The sequence below is a fragment of the Variovorax sp. 10N432 genome, from assembly GCF_056394465.1.
On record NZ_JBFTHX010000001.1, the window covers coordinates 42,573 to 61,516 of the forward strand.

At 70.9% G+C, this 18,944-nt stretch carries 20 protein-coding genes; 16 read left to right on the forward strand and 4 right to left on the reverse strand.

What is annotated here, in order from left to right; translation table 11 throughout:
* Window positions 1–3 precede the first annotated feature (3 nt).
* Genes AC1DF3_RS00210 through fabG form a run of 9 tightly spaced genes read left to right on the forward strand, consistent with a single transcriptional unit; the run spans window position 4 to window position 9,129 of the window.
* On the forward strand, window positions 4–642 hold the full coding sequence (locus AC1DF3_RS00210; RefSeq protein WP_286531772.1) for a COG4648 family protein: 639 nt from the start codon (window positions 4–6) through the stop codon (window positions 640–642).
* A gap of 14 nt (window positions 643–656) precedes the next feature.
* Entirely contained in the window at window positions 657–2,354 is a 1,698-nt protein-coding gene (locus AC1DF3_RS00215; protein WP_478138500.1) for an AMP-binding protein, read from the forward strand.
* Entirely contained in the window at window positions 2,351–3,331 is a 981-nt protein-coding gene (locus AC1DF3_RS00220; protein WP_478138501.1) for an acyl-CoA synthetase, read from the forward strand. Before AC1DF3_RS00215 ends, AC1DF3_RS00220 begins: the two co-directional genes overlap by 4 nt.
* The gene (locus AC1DF3_RS00225; protein ID WP_301812122.1) at window positions 3,303–3,956 is read left to right on the forward strand and encodes a LolA-related protein; all 654 of its coding nucleotides are present in this window, start codon (window positions 3,303–3,305) and stop codon (window positions 3,954–3,956) included. Before AC1DF3_RS00220 ends, AC1DF3_RS00225 begins: the two co-directional genes overlap by 29 nt.
* Window positions 3,953–6,343 carry an MMPL family transporter gene (locus AC1DF3_RS00230; RefSeq protein WP_286531776.1) on the forward strand — a complete coding sequence of 797 codons (2,391 nt, stop codon included), beginning with the start codon at window positions 3,953–3,955 and terminating at the stop codon, window positions 6,341–6,343. The genes AC1DF3_RS00225 and AC1DF3_RS00230 overlap by 4 nt, the downstream gene beginning before the upstream one ends.
* Window positions 6,343–7,194 (forward strand): polysaccharide deacetylase family protein, encoded by an 852-nt coding sequence (locus AC1DF3_RS00235; protein ID WP_478138502.1) that lies wholly within the window; start codon window positions 6,343–6,345, stop codon window positions 7,192–7,194. The genes AC1DF3_RS00230 and AC1DF3_RS00235 overlap by 1 nt, the downstream gene beginning before the upstream one ends.
* Window positions 7,191–7,937: a class I SAM-dependent methyltransferase gene (locus AC1DF3_RS00240; RefSeq protein WP_286531778.1), complete on the forward strand. Its 747-nt coding sequence runs from the start codon at window positions 7,191–7,193 to the stop codon at window positions 7,935–7,937. Before AC1DF3_RS00235 ends, AC1DF3_RS00240 begins: the two co-directional genes overlap by 4 nt.
* Window positions 7,934–8,401, forward strand: coding sequence for a hotdog family protein (locus tag AC1DF3_RS00245; RefSeq protein WP_478138503.1), 468 nt, complete (start codon window positions 7,934–7,936; stop codon window positions 8,399–8,401). The genes AC1DF3_RS00240 and AC1DF3_RS00245 overlap by 4 nt, the downstream gene beginning before the upstream one ends.
* Entirely contained in the window at window positions 8,398–9,129 is a 732-nt protein-coding gene (gene fabG / locus AC1DF3_RS00250) for a 3-oxoacyl-ACP reductase FabG (RefSeq protein WP_286531780.1), read from the forward strand. Before AC1DF3_RS00245 ends, fabG begins: the two co-directional genes overlap by 4 nt.
* A gap of 352 nt (window positions 9,130–9,481) precedes the next feature.
* On the opposite strand, the gene AC1DF3_RS00255 is transcribed toward fabG, so the two are convergent.
* The 4 genes from AC1DF3_RS00255 to AC1DF3_RS00270 are packed head-to-tail and all read right to left on the reverse strand — an operon-like array spanning window position 9,482 to window position 13,425.
* A complete protein-coding gene (locus AC1DF3_RS00255; RefSeq protein WP_286531781.1) occupies window positions 9,482–10,258 on the reverse strand; it encodes a glycosyltransferase family 2 protein in 777 nt (258 codons plus the stop codon).
* Window positions 10,225–11,022, reverse strand: coding sequence for a lysophospholipid acyltransferase family protein (locus AC1DF3_RS00260; protein WP_286529154.1), 798 nt, complete (start codon window positions 11,020–11,022; stop codon window positions 10,225–10,227). Before AC1DF3_RS00260 ends, AC1DF3_RS00255 begins: the two co-directional genes overlap by 34 nt.
* Window positions 11,023–11,038: 16 nt before the next feature.
* The gene (locus AC1DF3_RS00265; RefSeq protein WP_286531782.1) at window positions 11,039–12,070 is read right to left on the reverse strand and encodes a chorismate transformation FkbO/Hyg5 family protein; all 1,032 of its coding nucleotides are present in this window, start codon (window positions 12,068–12,070) and stop codon (window positions 11,039–11,041) included.
* Window positions 12,067–13,425 (reverse strand): NAD(P)/FAD-dependent oxidoreductase, encoded by a 1,359-nt coding sequence (locus AC1DF3_RS00270; protein ID WP_478138504.1) that lies wholly within the window; start codon window positions 13,423–13,425, stop codon window positions 12,067–12,069. The genes AC1DF3_RS00265 and AC1DF3_RS00270 overlap by 4 nt, the downstream gene beginning before the upstream one ends.
* Window positions 13,426–13,591: 166 nt before the next feature.
* Between AC1DF3_RS00270 and AC1DF3_RS00275 the strand changes: the two genes are divergently transcribed.
* Genes AC1DF3_RS00275 through AC1DF3_RS00305 form a run of 7 tightly spaced genes read left to right on the forward strand, consistent with a single transcriptional unit; the run spans window position 13,592 to window position 18,915 of the window.
* Window positions 13,592–14,317 carry a YebC/PmpR family DNA-binding transcriptional regulator gene (locus tag AC1DF3_RS00275; RefSeq protein ID WP_286531784.1) on the forward strand — a complete coding sequence of 242 codons (726 nt, stop codon included), beginning with the start codon at window positions 13,592–13,594 and terminating at the stop codon, window positions 14,315–14,317.
* 25 nt (window positions 14,318–14,342) lie between these two features.
* A complete protein-coding gene (gene purD, locus AC1DF3_RS00280) occupies window positions 14,343–15,638 on the forward strand; it encodes a phosphoribosylamine--glycine ligase (RefSeq protein WP_286531785.1) in 1,296 nt (431 codons plus the stop codon).
* Window positions 15,638–16,564, forward strand: a complete 927-nt coding sequence (gene hemF / locus AC1DF3_RS00285) for an oxygen-dependent coproporphyrinogen oxidase (RefSeq protein ID WP_478138505.1) — start codon at window positions 15,638–15,640, stop codon at window positions 16,562–16,564. Before purD ends, hemF begins: the two co-directional genes overlap by 1 nt.
* Entirely contained in the window at window positions 16,555–17,175 is a 621-nt protein-coding gene (nadD, locus tag AC1DF3_RS00290) for a nicotinate (nicotinamide) nucleotide adenylyltransferase (protein ID WP_286531787.1), read from the forward strand. The genes hemF and nadD overlap by 10 nt, the downstream gene beginning before the upstream one ends.
* On the forward strand, window positions 17,175–17,840 hold the full coding sequence (gene rsfS, locus AC1DF3_RS00295) for a ribosome silencing factor (RefSeq protein WP_286529147.1): 666 nt from the start codon (window positions 17,175–17,177) through the stop codon (window positions 17,838–17,840). The genes nadD and rsfS overlap by 1 nt, the downstream gene beginning before the upstream one ends.
* Window positions 17,837–18,304, forward strand: coding sequence for a 23S rRNA (pseudouridine(1915)-N(3))-methyltransferase RlmH (gene rlmH, locus AC1DF3_RS00300; RefSeq protein ID WP_286609558.1), 468 nt, complete (start codon window positions 17,837–17,839; stop codon window positions 18,302–18,304). The genes rsfS and rlmH overlap by 4 nt, the downstream gene beginning before the upstream one ends.
* On the forward strand, window positions 18,301–18,915 hold the full coding sequence (locus AC1DF3_RS00305) for a Maf family protein (protein WP_478138506.1): 615 nt from the start codon (window positions 18,301–18,303) through the stop codon (window positions 18,913–18,915). Before rlmH ends, AC1DF3_RS00305 begins: the two co-directional genes overlap by 4 nt.
* Window positions 18,916–18,944: the final 29 nt, after the last annotated feature.

An 18,944-nucleotide genomic window follows, 5' to 3' on the forward strand; every position in this document is an offset into this window, starting at 1 on the left:
TCCATGTCCCGATGGCGCATGGCGCTCCTGCTGCTGGCGGGGGTGAGCTATGCCTGCGTGTCGCACTGGATGATGCTCTATCACGCGGCCGAGCCCTGGGCCGTCGTGGTCTTGCTGGGCCCGCTGTGGCTCACCGCGCTCGGTCTCGCAGGCAGCCGCTTCGGCCGCTGGGGGCTGGCGCTGGCCGGCCTGGCCGGGGTAGCGGGCTTCGCGCTGGTGCTGCTGGGTGAGGCCGGTGACCCGAATCGTCTCTATGTGCTGCAGCATGCCGGCATCAACGCCTTGCTCTGCGGCTGGTTCGGCAGCACGCTGCGGGGCGACCGGCTGTCGCTGATCGGCCAGTTCGCCCAGCGCGTGCATCCGCTGTCGCCGGCGATGCGCATCTACACCGCCCAGGTCACGCGGGTCTGGACGCTGTACTTCGCCTTGATGGTGGTGGCGTCGATCGCGGTCTACGCGAGCCTGTCGTTCGCGGCCTGGTCGGTGCTGGCCAACCTGCTGACGCCGCTGCTGGTGGCCGGCCTGTTCGTCGGCGAGCACCTGATGCGCTACCGGCTGCATCCCGAATTCGAGCGCACCCGCATGATCGACGCGGTGCGCGCCTTCTATGGTGCGCCGGCGGACCCCTCCGCGCGGCACTGAACCTGGCGAATCCCTTGAGTCCCGACACCTTCCTGCCGCTGCTGACGCAGCGCGACCTCGACCAACCCCTGGCCTGGCGCGCCGGCACCCCGGTGAGCGCGCGCGAGTTCCTGGCCGATGTCGCCCGCTTCGCGCCGGCGCTGCTGCCGGGTGGTCCGGTCGTGAACCTGTGCGTCGACCGCTACGCCTTCGCGGTCGCGCTGGCCGCGGCCCTGGTGCGCGGCGAAGCCAGCCTGCTGCCCCCGGATGCGCGCCCCGACACGCTGGCGCGGCTGCACGAGATCGGCGACCCCGCCTATGCGGTGATCGACGACCCGGCGCTCGAGACCCCCGGCCTGCCGCGGGTGCAGGTCGAAGACCGTGCGCCGACGGTCGATGGCCCGGAGCCGCCGCTGCCGTCCTTCGCCGCCGGCATGCATGCGGTGAGCCTGCTGACCTCGGGTTCGACCGGCGCACCGCAGCCGCATTCCAAGACCTGGGGCACGCTGTTCGGCGATGTCCAGGCCGCGGTCGGCCGCCTGGCCGGCCTGCTCGGACGGCCGTCGCTGGCCGGGCTGACGCTGGTCGCCACCGTGCCGGTCCAGCACAGCTACGGCATCGAGTCCTCGGTGCTGCTCGCGCTGCTGGGCGGCGCCGCCTTCGACAGCGGACGGCCGTTCTTTCCCGCCGACGTGGCCGAGGCGCTGGTCTCGGTGCCGCAGCCGCGGGCGCTCGTGACGACGCCGTTCCACCTCAAGACGCTGCTGCTGTCCGGCATCGCGCTGCCGCCGGTCGACCTGATCCTGTCGGCCACGGCCCCCTTGTCGCCCCAGTTGGCGGCCCAGGCCGAGCAGGCGATGGGCGGCGCGCTGATCGAGATCTACGGCAGTACCGAATCGGGCCAGGTCGCGACCCGCCGGCCGACCCAGAGCGAAGTCTGGGAGACCTTCGGCGAGATCCGGGTCCAGGCCGAGCATGACGCGGCCGGCGTAGAGCGCTTCATCTTCTCGGGTGATTTCATTCCCGAGCCGACGCCGATGGCCGACATCCTGGAACTGGTCGACGACCGGCGCTTCCGGCTGCTCGGCCGGGCCAACGACCTGATCCACGTGGCCGGGCGGCGCAGTTCGCTGGGCTACCTGAACCATCACCTGAACAGCATCCCGGGCGTGGTCGACGGCGCCTTCTGGCTGCCGGACGACGTGGCGGACGGCGTGGTGCGGCCGGTGGCCTTCGTGGTCGCGCCCGGGCTCGATGCCGCGGCGATCATCGCGGCCCTGCGCGAACGGATCGAGGCGGTCTTCGTGCCGCGCCGGGTGGTGCACGTGGCGGCCTTCCCGCGCGAGGGCACGGGCAAGCTCACGGCGCGCTCGCTGCGCGAGTTCGCGCTGGCCCAGCTGGCCGCCGACGGCACGCCGGTGCAGGTCACGCGCGAAGTGGCCGCGGACCACCCGGCCTTTGCCGGCCACTTTCCGGGCCAGCCGCTGATGCCGGGCGCCTTGCTGCTGGCCGAGGTTCTGGAAGCGGTGCACGGCGTGCCCGCACTGGCCGCGCGCCTCGGCACCGAGCCGACCCTGGCCGCGGCCAAGTTCCTGGCGCCGGTGCGCCCGGGCAGCACGCTGGTGATCGACCTGGTGCCCGAGACCGGCGCCGCCCGGGGCCTGCGCTTCGAGGTCCGCAGCGGCACGGTGGTGGCGGTCAGCGGACGCTGGGTGCCTGGCGCTACGCTATGAGCGCAACGCCGCCCGAGCCGGGCGATGCGAAGTCGCGCCAAGCCGACTGGTCGCGCGCGCCCGAGCGCAGCAACATGCTCGCGCTGCGCGTCATCTGCGCCATCGCGATCCTGTGCGGGCGGCCGTTGACGCGGCTGATCCTGCATCCGATCTCGCTCTACTTCCTGCTGTTCTCGCCGACCCCGCGGCGCCACATCAAGCGCTACCTGTTCCGCGCGATCGGTCCCAAGGCCGGCTGGGCCGACGGCTATCGCCTGCTGCACGCCTTCGCCTCCACCGTGCTCGACCGGCTCTATTTCCTGCGCGGGCGGATGGACCTGTTCGACATCCGGGTCTTCGGCAATGCGCCGGTCGAAGTCGAGGTCAACGCCGGCCGCGGCGCCTTCATGCTCGGCGCCCATGTCGGCAGCTTCGAGGCGCTGGGCGCGTGCAAGCACCGCGCCGGTGCGCCGGCCGACCTGCGGCCCGCGATGGTGATGTACCCCGACAACGCGCAGCAGATCAACGCGGTGCTCAACGCCATCAGCCTGCCCGAGCTGCGGCCGCACATGATCGCGCTCGGGCGGCCGCATTCGATGCTGGACCTGCGCGACTGGCTCGATTCCGGGGGCCTCGCCGGCTTGCTGGCCGACCGCACCCTGGCCGGGCCCGAGGAGGCGGGCCAGCAGCGCGGCAGCAGCATCGAGGTGCCTTTTCTCGGCCGACCGGCGCTGTTCAACGACGGGCCGTTCCGGCTCGCCGCCTTGCTGCGCCGCAAGGTCTTCTTCATGGCCGGCCTCTACGTGGGCGGCGCCCGCTACGATGTGCTGTTCGAGCCGCTGGCCGATTTCAGCGAGCGCGCGAGCGACCCGGCCGAACGGGAACGGCGCATCCGCGCGGCGCTCGAAGCCTACGTGGCCCGGCTCGAGGCGCTGTGTCGCGCCTACCCGTACAACTGGTTCAACTTTCATGATTTCTGGCTCGAAGATCCGCATTGAACGCTGGGGCAGGGCGCTGGCCGCGCTGATGCTGTCCTGGCTTTTCGCCTCGTCAGCCTGGGCTTTCGACCTGCCCGAGCTGATGGGCCTGCTGGCGCAGCAGAAGAGCGGCGAGGCCCGCTTCACCGAGCAGCGCTTCGTGCGGGGCCTGGAAGGCCCGCTGGACGCCAGCGGCGTGCTGAGTTTCACGGCCCCCGACCGCCTGGTCCGCCGCACGCTGTCGCCGCGGCCGGAGACGATGAGCGTCGAGGGCAATACGCTGACCCTGTCGCGCGGCGGCCGCACGCGCACGCTGGCCCTGGACAGCATGCCCGAGCTGCTCGGCATGGTCGAGGCCATGCGCGGCACGCTGAGCGGCAACGGCCAGAGCCTGCAGCGCTACTTTCGCAGCACGCTCTCCGGCTCGGCCACCGGCTGGCGCCTGGACCTGGAGCCGATCGACCCGCGGCTGGCGGCCCAGGTGCGCTCGATGCGCCTGAGCGGACGCGGCGGCGAGGTGCTGGGCATCGACATGGAGTTCATCGGCGGCGACCGCTCGGTGATGGCGATCACGCCCGAACGCGGCGCCGGCACGGCGGCCGTTCCGTCCGCCCCCTCCGCGGCATCGGCGCGCACCACCCCGTGACCCGAGCCGCTGCCGCGCCCGGTCGCCGCCGTGTCGCGTTGACCCTGGGTCTCTGGCTGCTGGCGCTGCTGGCCGGTGCCACGCTGATCGCGCGCACCCATTTCAGCGCCGACCTGTCGGCCTTCCTGCCGGCCAGCCCCGACGCGCGGCAGCAGATCCTGATCGAGCAGCTGCAGAGCGGCATCGCCTCGCGCACGATCTTCATCGGCATCGAGGGCGGGCGGGACGCGGCGCAGCGGGCGGTGGTGTCGCGCGCGGTCGCGCGTGCGATGCGCGACAGCCGGCTATTCGACCTGGTCCAGAACGGCGACACCAGCGACTGGAAGGACACCGGCACCTGGGTCTTCGACCACCGCTACCTGCTGGCGGCCGGGCTGACGCCCGAGCGCTTCAGTGCCGCCGGGCTGCGCGACGCGATCCTCGACAGCCTGTCGATGCTCGGCACGCCGGCCGGCAACGCGCTCAAGCCGCTGCTCGACCGCGATCCCACCGGCGAGACCCAGCGCATCGCCGAAGGCCTGATTCCCGCCAGCTCGCCGCGCAGCGAGGAGGGCGTCTGGGTGTCGCGCACCGCGCCGCGGGCGCTGATCCTCGCCACCACGCATGCTGCCGGCGGCGACCTCGACGCCATCGCCCTGGCGATCGCGCGCGTGCAGGGCGCCTTCGACGAGGCCACGCGCGAGATGGCCGGCGACGGTCCGAGCCTCGAGATGACAGGCGCGCCCGTGTTCTCGGTCCAGAGCCGCGACCAGATCAAGGGCGAGGCGATCCACCTGGCGGTGGTCGGCGGCATCGTCATGGGCGCCTTGCTGCTGCTGGCCTTCGCCTCGCCGCGGGCGCTGGTGATCGCGCTGCTGCCGGTCGCCACCGGCGTGGTCGGCGGCACCGCGGCGGTGAGCCTGGTCTTCGGCGAAGTGCACGGCCTGACGATGGGCTTCGGCAGCACGCTGATCGGCGAAACCGTCGACTACGCGATCTACTACCTGATCCAGGCCCGCGGCGCCGCCGTCGCCGGCACCGGCTGGCAGCGCTGGCGCGACATCCATTGGCCCACGGTGCGGCTCGGGCTGCTGACCTCGGTCTGCGGCTTCGCGGCGCTGGTGTTCTCGGGCTTCCCGGGGCTGGCGCAGCTCGGCGTGTTCTCGATCGCCGGCCTGGTCGCGGCGGCGCTGGTCGCGCGCTTCGTGCTGCCGGTGCTGGCCCCCGACGGCGCCACCGGCATGGGCATGCGGCGCCAGATGGCCCAGCTGGCAGGCTTCCTCGTGCGCGGACTGCCGCGCCTGCGCTGGCTGCTCTCGGGCCTCGGCGTGGCGGCACTGGCGCTGGTGCTGTGGCAGGGCGGCTATCTCTGGCGCGCCAACCTCGGGGCGATGAGCCCGGTGCCGAAGGCGATGCAATCGCTCGACGCCGAACTGCGCGAAGACGTCGGCGCCAGCGACGGCGGCACCCTGGTCGTGGTCCATGGCAGCGACATGCAGGCCACGCTGCGCAGCACCGAGGCGGCCGGCCAGCGTCTCGAGGCGCTGGTCGACAAGGGCGATCTGTCGGGCTTCGAGACCGTCACCCGCGTGCTGCCGAGCGAGGCGTCGCAGGCGGCGCGCATCGCCAGCCTGCCGGACGCCGCGACCTTGCGCAGCCGCCTGGCCGAAGCGACGCAGGGCCTGCCGCTGCCGGCTGCGCGCCTCGAGCCCTTCATCGCCGACGTGCAGGCCGCCCGGGCGCTGCCCATGATCCGGCGCGCCGACCTGGCGGGCACGCCGCTCGACGCGGTGGTCGGAGCACTGATGTTCGAGCGCACCGCCGGCGGCTGGTCGACGCTGATCTCGCTGCACCCGGGCGCCAGCTTCGACCCCGCCCGACTGGCGGCCGCGCTCGACGGCCTGCCCGACGTGCAGGTGGTCAATGTCGGCGACGAACTGTCCGGGCTCTACAAGCGCTATCTGCGCGATGCGTTCGTCCAGGTGATGCTGGGTGCTCTCGCGGTGGTGGTGCTGCTGGCCGCCTGGCTGCGCTCGGGGCGCCGCCTGCTGGCTGTCTGCCTGCCGCTGGTGGTCGCCGTGGTGCTGACCCTCGGCGGCATGGCGGCCTTGCACGTGCCGCTGGGCATCCTGCACCTGGTCGGCCTGCTGCTGATCGTGGCGGTGGGGTCGAACTACGCGCTGTTCTTCGACCAGCTGCGCGAGACCGGCCGGGCCGACGAGGACACCCTGGCCTCGCTGATGCTGGCCAACCTGACGACCGTGGTGTCGTTCGGGCTGATCGCGATCTCCGACATTCCGGCGCTGTCCTCGATCGGCCGGGTGGTGGCGCCCGGCGCCTTGCTGGCACTGCTGTTGTCGGCGGCCTTCGCGCGCACCGCCGCTCCTTCCGGGACCGGCCCGCGCTGATGGGAAAATCGACCCCCATGGCTGCCGTCGTTCCTGCTCCTCCTTCCGCGACCCGCTGGTCGTGGCCGCCGCTGGTGCGCGCCAGCATCGGCTGGCACCTGCTCGCCCTCGGGGCCGCGGTGACGGTGCCCGGTGCGCTGCCCTGGGCCATTGCCGCGGTGGTGTTGAACCATGTGCTGATCACCGCCGCCGGGCTGACTCCGCGCAGCAGCCTGCTGGGGCCGAACATGACGCGGCTGCCCGCCGCCGCCGCGGCGCGCCACGAGATCGCGCTCACGATCGACGACGGGCCCGACCCGGAGGTCACGCCCCAGGTGCTCGACCTGCTGGACGCCCACGGCCAGCGCGCCACCTTCTTTTGCATCGCGGAGCGGGTGGCCGCGCATCCGGCGCTGGCGCGCGAGATCGTCGCCCGCGGCCACAGCATCCAGAACCACACGGCGGGGCACCGCCACGACTTCTCGCTCCTGGGGCCGCGCGGTTTCGAGGCCGAGATCGCGCGCGCCCAGGCCCTGCTGTTCGAGGTCACGGGCGAGCGGGCGAGCTGCTTCCGGGCTCCGGCCGGGTTGCGCAACCCTTTCCTGGCGCCGGTGCTGCACCGGCTGGGCCTGTCGCTGGTGAGCTGGACGCGGCGCGGCTTCGACACCCGCGAGGGCGATCCCGTGATCGTGCTGGCGCGACTCGAGAAGGGCCTGAAGGCCGGCGACATATTGCTGCTGCACGACGGGCATGCCGCGCGCACCGAGGGCGGCCGCGCGGTCGTCCTGGAGGTGCTGCCGTCGCTGCTGGCCAGAATCCGATCCGACGGCCTGCGTGCCGTGACCCTGCCCGAGGCCCTGGCTGAACGATGAACCCGGTTTCCACCGACGCCGCGTGGCGTCAGATCCACGAGCACGCGAGCGCGCCGTACCGCAAGGCCGGCAAGTTCGCCTGGCATTTCGCGCGCGGCAAACTGGGCCGCGACCCGGTCTTCCGTGGCCTGGTCGAGCGCGGCCTGATCGGCGCGCATCGCCGCCGGGTGGTCGACATCGGCTGCGGGCAGGGACTGTTCGCGAGCCTGCTGTCGGCCCTCGGCACGCTGCAGTCGCGCCCGGGTGCATGGCCCGCCACCTGGAGCGCAGCGCCGGCCGCGATCCGCTACACCGGCATCGAGCTGATGCCGAAGGACGTGGCGCGCGCCCAGGCGTCGATCGGCCACCTGCAGCCGGCGCCGGAGTTCGTCTGCGCCGACATGTGCCGGGCCGCCTTGCCGCCCAGCGACCTGGTCGTGATCCTCGATGTGCTGCACTACGTCGACCTCGACGCCCAGGAGGGCGTGCTGCGCCGCGTGCGCGACGCCCTGCAGCCCGGCGGACGTCTCCTGCTGCGGGTCGGCGATGCCGCCAGCCGGCGCGGCTTTGCGATCAGTCAGTGGGTCGACCGCACCGTGACCCGGATCCGCGGCCACCGCGCGTCGCCGACCTGGGGCCGGCCGCTCGACGACTGGATGCTGCTGCTGGAGCGGCTCGGATTCAAGGTCCACAGCATCCCGATGAGCGCAGGCACGCCCTTTGCCAACGTGCTGCTGGTGGCTGATATCAAGGAAGCCGAATGACCGCACCCCAGACCCTCGACCGCGGCGGCATTGCGCGGCGCATTCCGCACAGCGGCAGCATGTGCCTGCTCGACCGTCTCGCCGCATGGGACGCCGAATCCATCCACTGCACGACCGCCTCGCATGCGCATCCGGACAACCCGCTGCGCACCGCCTCCGGCCTGCTGTCGCCGAACCTGATCGAGTATGCGGCGCAGGCCATGGCGCTGCACGGCGGCCTGCTGGCGGCGGAGGGCAGCGAGCCCTCCGCCGGGTTCCTGGCGAGTGCGCGAAATGTGCGCCTGAGCGTGGCCCGCATCGACGACATCGCGGGCGAACTGCAGGTGCACGCGCAGCGGCTCACCGGCGATCAGAGCCAGGTCCTCTATCAATTCGCAGTCACTGACGCCACCGGGCGGCCGCTGGCCGAGGGCCGGGCGGTCGTCGTCCTGAACACCCCGCTTGCCATGGAAACCAACGCATGAGTCTCATCGGAAAACGCGCCCTGATCACCGGCGCCAGCGGCGCCCTGGGCGCCGCCATTGCGCAGCGACTGGCGCGCGACGGCGCCACCGTGCTGCTGCACGCCAACTCGCGGCCGGAGTCGGTGGAGCAGCTTGCCGCCACCATCGCGGCCGCCGGCGGCAAGGCCGAGTGCGTGGTCTTCGACCTGCGCAGCGACGACGCCGCGCAGGCGGCCTGCCAGCGCCTGCTCGAGGGCGGACCGGTGCAAGTCATCGTCAACAATGCCGGCGTCCACGACGACGCCGTGTTGCCGGGCATGCGGCCCGAGCAGTGGCACAAGGTGATCGACGTCTCGCTCAACGGCTTCTTCCGCGTCACGCAGCCGCTGCTGCTGCCGATGCTGCGCACGCGCTGGGGGCGCATCATCAACATCTCTTCGGTGGCCTCATTGACCGGCAATCGCGGGCAGGTCAACTATGCGGCGGCCAAGGGTGCGCTCAACAGTGCGACCAAGGCCTTGTCGCTCGAAGTGGCGGCGCGTGGGGTGACTGTGAATGCGATCGCGCCGGGGATCATCGCCTCGCCGATGGCGGATGGCGTGTTCGACGCGGCGATGATCAACCAGATGGTGCCTGCGAAGCGGGCCGGGACGCCGGATGAGGTCGCATCGTTGGCCGGGTTCCTGGCGAGCGACGAGGCGGCCTACATCACGGGGCAGGTGATCTCGATCAACGGCGGGATGATTTAGAGGTTGGCCTTGGCCCATTGGGACGGGCGCCCGGCACGCGGTGCGGGCCGGGCTCAGGGGGTGATCAAAGATCCGTGTCGTCTCCAACGCCGATGCAACCCCGACGTGTCAGCGGTGGCGGGCGGTATGCCCCGGGCTGGCCGTTGAGGCACCGCCGAGCAGCGGAGCGGCAGGCGGATCAGGGCCGCGCGTGTTTGAGTGGAGCGCAGCGGAGCGAGTTTGCGCGGACCCCGCCTGTCGCGAGCAGCGCAGGGAAGCCGCGAAGCGGCCGGTGACGTCGGCCGGCCCGGGGCATACCGCCTGCCGCCGCCGCCCCCGCCATTCGCCGCCCCGCTCAAGCGAGCAAGCAAGCTTACGCCTGAAACGGCGCCACCCCCCGCAGCTTGCGAATCATCAACCCCGGCAGCCGCAGCACGAACTCCACCATCAGCCGCGTGTGCATCCAGGTCAGCAGCAGGTTGTCCCGCCCATAGCGGAAGTGCGACACGCCGCCTTCTTCCGCCGTGAGGTACTTCACCGGCGCATCGATGTTGACCGGCTTGACGCCGCGCCAGGCCAGCCGGACCACCGCTTCGGTGTCGAAGTCGAAGCGGCGCATCCATGGCTGCCGCGCCATGACCGCGATCAGGTCCGCCACCGGGTACACGCGAAAGCCGTAGAGCGAATCGCCCACGCCCGCAAACAGCGTCTCCAGCTGCGTCCAGCCGTTCGAGACCCTGCGCCCGCGCACCCGCAGCAGCGGGGCGCTGGCATCGAAGACCGGACGGCCGAGCACCATCGTCTCGGGCCGCGCCTGCGAGGCCTGCATGAACGTCGGGATCAGGTCGGCCGGATGCTGGCCGTCGGAGTCCATGGTCAGTGCGTGGGTGTAGCCGGCCTGCTGCGCCTCGCGCAAGCCATGCAGCACGGCGGCACCCTTGCCCTGGTTGTGCGGCAACACCCGCACGCGCAGCCCCGGGTCTTCCGCGGCCATTCGCTGCAGCCGCTCGCCGGTGCCGTCGGTGCTGCCGTCGATCACCACCCACACCGGGTTCCATTGCGCACGTGCCGCCTTGACCGTCGAGAACAGGCGTTCTCCTGTGTTGTAGCTGGGGATCAGGACAAGGTGGGTGCGCGAGACGTCTGGCATGCGGGCTGCGCGTCGGGGGCGCGCTGTTCCATGGATTGGCGGTAATAGAGTTCGATCTGCTGCAGCAGCGCGTTGCTGTCCTGCGAGGGCGCGAAACGCTGGCCCAGGCTCAGGCGGAACACGATCGGCAGCGGCGGCACCCGCCACAAGGGCCAGCCCTTGCCCAGGTAAGGCGAGTCGGTGTCGATGAACACGGTCTGGATCGGCGCCTGCGCGAGCTTGGCGATCAGCGTGACGCCCGGCCGGAAGCTGTTGAGCGGGGGCGTGACGGTGCGCGTGCCTTCGGGAAAGATCACCAGCTGGCCGCCGTTGCGCAGGTCGTCGACCGCCAGCCGCACCATCGTGCGCGCCGAGTCGTTGCGGATGTAGCGCGCCAGCCGGGCGCCCGCGCCCAGGAAGATGTTGCGCATCAGGTCGGCCTTCATGATGCACGCGCTCCGCGGCAGGCGGGCCACCAGCAGCAACGCGTCGAGCATCGTCGGATGGTTGGCCACCAGGATCAGGCCGCGTTCGTCGCGCAGGGCGTCGAGGCAATCGGCGTCGATGCGCATCATGCCGCTCAGCGAAGCGGCGGCCCAGAAGAAGCGGTAGGCGAAGGCGATGGCGCGGCGGCCGAGCGCGCGCCCGGTGGCCACCGGCAGCACCGGGTAGAGCAGCATCGCGGCGATGTTCCATGGCAGCGAGATGGCACCGAGCAGCACCAGCAGCGCATACAGCGGCAGCGCGAACGGGATCGACAGTCCCAGACGAAGCAGCCGGTTCATCGATGGCCTCGACCCATCAGGGGAGCAGGGCGCCGCGTGCCACCGCATGGGCCTCGATCTCCACCAGCAGGTCCTGGCGGCAGATATCGGCTTCGAGGTAGACCGCGTGGCTCACCGTGTGCGCCGCCGGGCCCAGCGCCGCTTCGAGCGCCTGACGCACCAGGGGCGCATCGGCGGCATGGCGCACGTAGACCACGCAGTCGAGCGCCGACAGATCGAAGACGGCGCTGGTGCGCGCGTTGGCGGCCGCGATCACGGCGGCGAGGTTGCGCAGCGTCTCCTCGAGCTGCGGCAGCAGCTGGCCCACGTGCACGGTCTCGTGGCCGACGATGCTGGCCGTGCCCGAGATGAAGAGCGCGACGTCGCCGCCGCCGATCTCGGCCAGCGCCGCGCGCGAGAAGGTCGGTGCGCGGGGCCCGTAGGCCGGCGGGTAGCGGTAGGCGGAGACCTGGCGCGGGTTCTCGACCGCCAGCGGGGCCGTGCGGCCGGCGAGGAAGCGGATGCTCAGCGCGCCCTGGTGGATGCCCAGCGCGCAGGCCGCCGGAGCGCCGTCGAAGGCCGCCTGGCCGGCGTCGACGAAGGCCTGCTGCCGGCCGGCATTGAACTGCCGGTAGCGCTCCAGTCCGCCGCCGTCGCCGTTGATCTGCGGCAGGTAGTTCCAGATCCGCAGCAGGTGGGCGCAGCCGGTGGCTTCCAGCGCGGCGAAGAGATCGCGATAGGCGCGCTCGGCCAGGGCGGCGACGCCGCTGCGCTCCACGTTCTCGTCGAGGTCGATGGCGCCGAGCATCCAGTGGCCGTCGCAGCGCCAGCGCACCACGCCGGTGGTGCCGGACTCGATGTGTTCGCTGGCATGCCAGACATCGGCCATCGGGGGGCCGTTGGTCAGCACGCGGGCGTTCACGGTCGGCATCCAGGCGAGCCCGTCGGGCGTGCCGTAGCCCAATGCGCCGAACAGTGCCGGGCTGTCGGCGGCGAGGGCCAGGCCCTGCGCCAGGCTGAGGCGCTGCACGCGCAGGGGCGGGGTGGTCAGGGGGAGTCGTGCGGTCACTGGGCCTCGACGATGTTTTCGCCGGCGAGCGGCCCGAGATCGCGGATGTTGCGCCGGCGGCGCTGCCAGGCGTTCCAGGTCCGGCGCGGATGCGCGGCGCAGACCGCGAAGTAGATTGTCTTGAGGACGCGCAGCGAGCGCCAGATGGGCGTCTTGCCGTAGATGTCGCCGGCCAGCAGCGACATCAGCGCCTCCTTGACGCGCAGGGGGTTCGATGGATACATGAAGAACTCGCGCATGGTCGGGTTCGTGACGCGGAAGATGAACCACGAGAACTCCCGCGGACCCTTGCGCATTTCCGCCTCGAAGCGCCGCCGTTCGGCCGCGGCTTGGACGGGCTGGTCGAGCGCCGTGGCGACCACCTCGGCGCCGACGAAGGCACTGTGCATCGCCAGGTAGACGCCGGAGGAGAACACCGGATCGATGAAGGCATAGGCATCGCCCAGCATCAGGTAGCGCTCGCCGCTGCAATGGGTGCTGGTGTAGGAGTAGTTGCCGGTGGCGTAGACCGCGTCGTCGACCAGCGCGGCGTCTTTCAGGCGCTGCACCAGCGGCTCGCACATCGCGATCGTGTCGGCGAAGAAATCCTTCAGCGGCTTCTTGCGCGACTTCAGGTAGTAGGGCCAGCAGACCGCGCCCACGCTGGTGCTGCCGTCGGCCAGCGGGATGTACCAGAACCAGCCGTGCTGGAACCAGAAGATCGTGATGTTGCCTTCGAGCTTGCCCGGCGCCCGCTCGGCGTTGGTGAAGTGGCCGAACAGCGCCGAGCTGTTGTGCTTCGGGTTCTTCTGCTTGGCCTTGAGCTTGTTCGACAGGAAGGTGTCGCGGCCCGAGGCATCGACGACGAAGCGCGCGCGCCACCGGCGCTGCGCGCCGTCGTCCAGCACCGCCAGCACATCGGCGCCGTCGGCGTCAAAGGCGACCTCGCGCACCCGGCAGCCTTCGACGGCCTGGGCGCCCTGGGCGGCGGCATGGCGGAACAGGATCTCGTCCATCTCGGAGCGCCGTACCTGCCAGGCATAGGGCATGGTCTTGTCCCAGGCCTCGGAAAACTCGAGCCGGGTGATGTGGTCGTGGTCCGGCGAGACGAACTCGACGCCCCATTTGGGCATGCCGATGCGCTCCAGTTCGTCGCGCAGGCCGAGCTTGTCGAACAGCGCCACGTTGGCCGGCAGCAGCGATTCACCGATGTGGAAACGCGGATGGTGCGCCTTCTCGAGCACCACGACGCTGCGGCCCTGGCGGGCCAGCAGGGCGGCGGCCGTGGCGCCGGCCGGGCCGCCGCCGATGACGAGCACGTCGCACTGCGCGGGTTCGGGCGAGCCGGGATCGGCGGTCGGCGGGGGATTGTTCATGCGCGTGGGCTGGAAGACTGGAAAAGAGGGTCGCGCAGACGCGCATCAGGCTCGGATTATCCCCAAAAGGCACTGGCGCTCCTGTCGGACGGTCCCGGCAGTTGCGTCCGCCGGACAGTAAACTCGCTGCCTGGTTTGAAAACACAAGATTGCGAGAGATAGAGCCATGGCCGGACATAGCAAATGGGCGAACATTCAGCACCGGAAGGGCCGTCAGGACGAAAAGCGCGGCAAGCTCTGGACCCGCGCCATCCGTGAAATCATGGTCGCCGCGCGCACCGGCGGCGGCGACCTGGGCGGCAACCCGCGGCTCCGGCTGGCGGTCGAGAAAGCCAAGGCGGTCAACCTGCCGATCGACACGATCAAGCGCAACATCGACAAGGCCACCGGCAACCTCGAAGGTGTGAACTACGAGGAAATCCGCTACGAGGGCTACGGCATCGGCGGCGCCGCGATCATCGTCGATACCATGACCGACAACCGCGTGCGCACCGTCGCCGAGGTGCGCCATGCCTTTTCCAAGCATGGCGGAAACATGGGCACCGAAGGCTCGGTGGCCTTCCAGTTCAAGCATTGCGGCCAGCTCGTGTTCGGGCCCGGCACCAGCGAGGACAAGGTGATGGAAGTCGCGCTCGAGGCCGGCGCCGAGGATGTCGTCACCGACGACGACGGCGCCATCGAGGTGCTGACCGCGGTCGGCGATTTCGAGGCCGTCAAGAACGCGCTCGAGGCCGCCGGCCTGAAGCCCGAGGTGGCCGAAGTCACCATGCGGGCCGAGAACACCATCGAGCTCGCCGGCGAGGAAGCCGCCCGCATGCAGAAGCTGCTCGACGTCCTGGAAGACCTGGACGACGTGCAGGATGTCTATCACAACGCCGCGCTGTCCGAATGACGGCTTGGCGAACGAAAGCCCGCGAATGAAGGTACTGGTGATTGGAGGCGGCGGCCGCGAGCACGCCCTGGCGTGGCGACTGGCGCAGTCAGACCGGGTCAGCCGGGTCTACGTGGCGCCGGGCAACGGCGGCACCCGCTCCGATACGCGCTACGAATGCGTCGACATCACGGCGCCGGCTGACCTGCGGGCCTGGGCCCAGAAGGAAAAGATCGGCCTGACCGTGGTCGGCCCCGAAGCGCCGCTGGCGGCTGGCGTGGTCGACGAGTTCCGTGCCCACGGCCTGCGCATCTTCGGTCCGACCCAGGCCGCGGCGCAGCTCGAAAGCTCGAAGGCCTTCTCGAAGGCCTTCATGAAGCGGCATGCGATCCCGACCGCCGAATACGAGGCCTTCACCGACGCCGCGGCGGCGCATGCCTACGTCGACGCCAAGGGTGCGCCGATCGTGGTCAAGGCCGACGGCCTGGCCGCCGGCAAGGGCGTGGTGGTCGCGATGACGGCCGCCGAGGCGCACGAGGCGATCGACTTCATGCTGCTCGACAACAAGTTCGGCGTCTCGCACAACGAGGGCGGGGCGCGCGTCGTGATCGAGGAGTTCCTGACCGGCGAAGAGGCCAGCTTCATCGTGCTGTGCGACGGCCAGAACGTCACGGCGCTGGCCACCAGCCAGGACCACAAGCGCCTGCTCGACGGCGACGAAGGCCCGAACACCGGCGGCATGGGCGCCTATTCGCCGGCCCCCGTGGTGACGGCCGAGGTGCACGCCCGCGCGATGCGCGAAATCATCCTGCCGACCATCCGCGGCATGGAGAAGGACGGCATTCCCTACACCGGCTTCCTCTACGCCGGCCTCATGATCGACGCCAAGGGCCACCCCAAGACGCTCGAGTTCAACTGCCGCATGGGCGACCCCGAGACCCAGCCGATCATGCTGCGGCTCAAGTCCGATCTGTTCGAGGTCTTCTGGCACGCCACCGACGGCACGCTCGACCAGGTTGAGCTCGAGTGGGACCGCCGGGTCGCCCTCGGCGTCGTGATGGCCGCGCACGGCTATCCGCTGGCGCCGCGCAAGGGCGACCGCATCACGGGCATTCCGCCGGAGGCGCCGGACGCCGTGGTGTTCCACGCGGGCACCACGCTCGACGGCGGCGAGCTCACGACCAGCGGCGGCCGCGTGCTCTGCGTCACGGTGCTGGCCGACAGTGTCAAGCTGGCGCAGCAGCGGGCCTATGCGGTGGCGGCGCGGATCCAGTTCGACGGCGCCCAGTACCGCAAGGACATCGGGCATCGCGCGGTCCAGGCGCGCGGCCGCGAGGCCTGATGCCAGCCGCCGACGACAGCCGACCCGAGGCGGTGGCCGCCTACCTGCGCGGGCTGCAGAGGCGCATCGTGGAGGCGGTCGAGACCGCCGACGGCGGGCGCTGCGTCCGCGACCCGTGGCACAAGGCGCCGGGCGAGCCGCTGCAGGGCAGCGGCCTGACCTGCATCCTCGAAGGCGGCGCGCTGTTCGAGCGCGCCGGCTGCGGCTTCTCGCAGGTGCGCGGGCCGCGGCTGCCGCCCTCGGCGACCCAGCACCGGCCCGAGCTGGCCGGGGCGCCGTTCGAGGCGATGGGCGTGTCGCTGGTCTTTCATCCGCGCAACCCCTACGTGCCGATCGTCCACATGAATGTCCGCATGCTCGCCGCGCTGCCGGCCGATGGCGCGCCGGTGTGCTGGTTCGGCGGCGGCATGGACCTGACGCCGTGCTACGGCTTCGAGGAGGACGTGGTGCATTTCCACCGCAGCTGCCGCGATGCCCTGGCGCCTTTCGGCGACGACAAGTACCCGCGCTTCAAGTCCTGGTGCGACGACTACTTCACGCTCAAGCACCGCAACGAGCAGCGCGGCGTCGGCGGGATCTTCTTCGACGACTTCGCCGAGCCGGACTTCGACCAGAGCTTCGCGCTGCTGCGTTCGGTCGGCGATGCCTTCCTGCCGGCCTACCTGCCGATCGTCGAGCGCCGCCGCAACATGCCCTACGGCGAGCGCGAGCGGGCCTTCCAGCTCCACCGCCGCGGCCGCTACGTCGAGTTCAACCTGGTCTGGGACCGCGGCACGCATTTCGGCCTGCAGTCGGGCGGGCGCACCGAGTCGATCCTGCTGTCGATGCCGCCGCTGGCCAGCTGGGCCTATCGCCTCCAGCCCGAGCCGGGCAGCCCCGAGGCGGCGCTCTACAGCGACTTCATCGTCCGGCGCGAATGGCTCTGACTCCGCTGCGCGTCGGTGTCTTCGGCGGGGCCTTCGACCCGCCGCACAACGCGCACGTGGCCCTGGTGCGATCGGCGCTGGCACAGCTGGATCTGGCCGAGCTGCGCATCTTCCCGACCGGGCAGGCGTGGCACAAGGCGCGTCCGTTGAGCGCCGCGGCCGACCGCCTCGCGATGGCGCGGCTGGCCTTCGAGGGCATCGAAGGCGCCGTGGTCGACACCCGCGAGATCGAGCGCCCCGGGCCGACCTACACGCTCGACACGCTGCGCGAGTTGCAGCGGGCGCATCCCGGCGTGCAACTGGTGCTGATCGTGGGCGCCGACCAGGCGCGTTCGCTGCCGCGCTGGCACGGTTACGAAGAGATTCTCGCGACCGCTATAATTTCGGTAGCTGATCGCGCACTGCCCACGGGCCCCTCCGGCCCATTCGATCCCGGAACGCTGGCACCCCTGCCGTCCGGCGCGCGATTCGAGCAACTCCAAATCCAGCCGATGGACACCAGCGCGACCGACATCCGGGCGCGCGCTGCGCGTGGCGAGGACCTCGATGGTCTGGTTCCGGCGGCGGTTGCACGCTATATTGACAGACACCACCTCTACCGACCCGCCTGATGACCACTGAAGCCGCCGCAAAAAAAGACATCCAGAAACTCCAGAGGGCCATCGTCGACGGACTCGAGGACGTCAAGGCGCAGGACATCCAGGTTTTCGACACTGAACATCTGTCGCCGCTGTTCGAGCGCGTGATCGTCGCCTCGGGCACCTCCAACCGCCAGACCAAGGCGCTGGCCTCCAGCGTGCGGGATGCGGTGCGCGATGCCGGCTTCCACAAGCCGCGGGTCGAGGGCGAGGCGAACGGCGAGTGGATCATCGTCGACTGCGGCGCAGCCGTGGCCCACATCATGCAGCCGGCCATCCGGCGCTACTACCACCTCGAAGAGATCTGGGGCGACAAGCCGGTTCGCACCAAGCTCGGTGCCGCCAAGCCGGCCGTGGCCCAGGCCTCCGAAGAGAAGGCGCCCGCGGCCAAGAAGGTGCCGACCTCGCTGCGCCGCTCCAGTGCCGCCAAGACAGCGATCCGCTCGGCCGAGCAGGCCGCCAAGGCGGAAAAGCAGAAGCCCGCCGCCAAGAAGACCGCCGCCCGCAAGACGACCGCGGCCAAGTCCCCCGTGAAGACCGTGGTGGTCAACAAGGCGCCGGCCAAGAAGGCTGCCGCCAAGAAGGCCGCGCCGGCAGCGAAGAAGGCCGCACGCAAGACGACCTCGCCGAGGTCATGAAACTGCTGGTGGTCGCGGTCGGGCAACGCATGCCCGACTGGGCGCAGACCGCCTGGGACGACTACGCCAAGCGCTTCCCGCCCGAGCTCAAGCTCGAACTGCGCGCGGTCAAGACCGAGCCGCGCGGCTCCAAGACGCTCGAAACCCTCTATGCGGCCGAGCGCGAGCGCATCGAGGGCGCGATCGCCAAGGGCATGCGAATCGTCGCGCTCGACGAGCGCGGCACGGCGCTGACCACCAAGGCCCTGGCGGCGCGGCTTTCGGCCTGGCAAGGCGAGGGCGACGACGTGGCGCTGGTGATCGGCGGCCCCGACGGCCTCGACCCCGCATTCAAGGCGGCTGCGCACGAGCGCATCCGGTTGTCCGACCTCACCCTGCCGCATGCGATGGCGCGCGTGCTGCTCGTCGAGCAGCTGTATCGCGCGTGGTCGGTCAATGCCGGCCATCCGTACCACCGCGAATGAGTCCTCAGCCACCGTTCATCTATCTGGCCTCGCAAAGCCCGCGCCGCGCCCAGTTGCTCGGGCAACTCGGCGTACGGCACGAGCTGCTGCTGGCCACCGCCGAGGAAGATGCCGAGTCGCTGGAGGCCGTGCTGGCCGGCGAATCGCCGACCGCCTACGTGCAGCGCGTCACGGCGCTGAAGCTCGATGCCGCCGTGCGGCGCCGCCTGGAGCGCGGCCTGCCGCCGGCGCCGATCCTGTGCGCCGACACCACGGTGGCGATCGGCCGCACCATCCTCGGCAAGCCGGAGGACGCTGCCGATGCCGCCCGCATGCTGGCCTCGCTGGCCGGGCGCACCCACCGCGTGATGACCGCGATCGCGCTGCAGCATGGCGATCGGCGGCTGGCGGCCTTGAACGTCTCGCATGTCCGCTTCGCGGCGGTCGGTCCGGCGCGCATCGCCGCCTACGTCGCCAGCGGCGAGCCTCTGGGCAAGGCCGGCGCCTACGGCATCCAGGGCCGTGCCGCGGCCTTCATCGAACACATCAGCGGCTCGCATTCGGGCATCATGGGCCTCCCGATGTTCGAGACCGCCGAACTGCTGCGCCAAGCCGGCTTCGAGAGCTATTGAGACCTTGCAGGACAGACCAGGAAACTGCG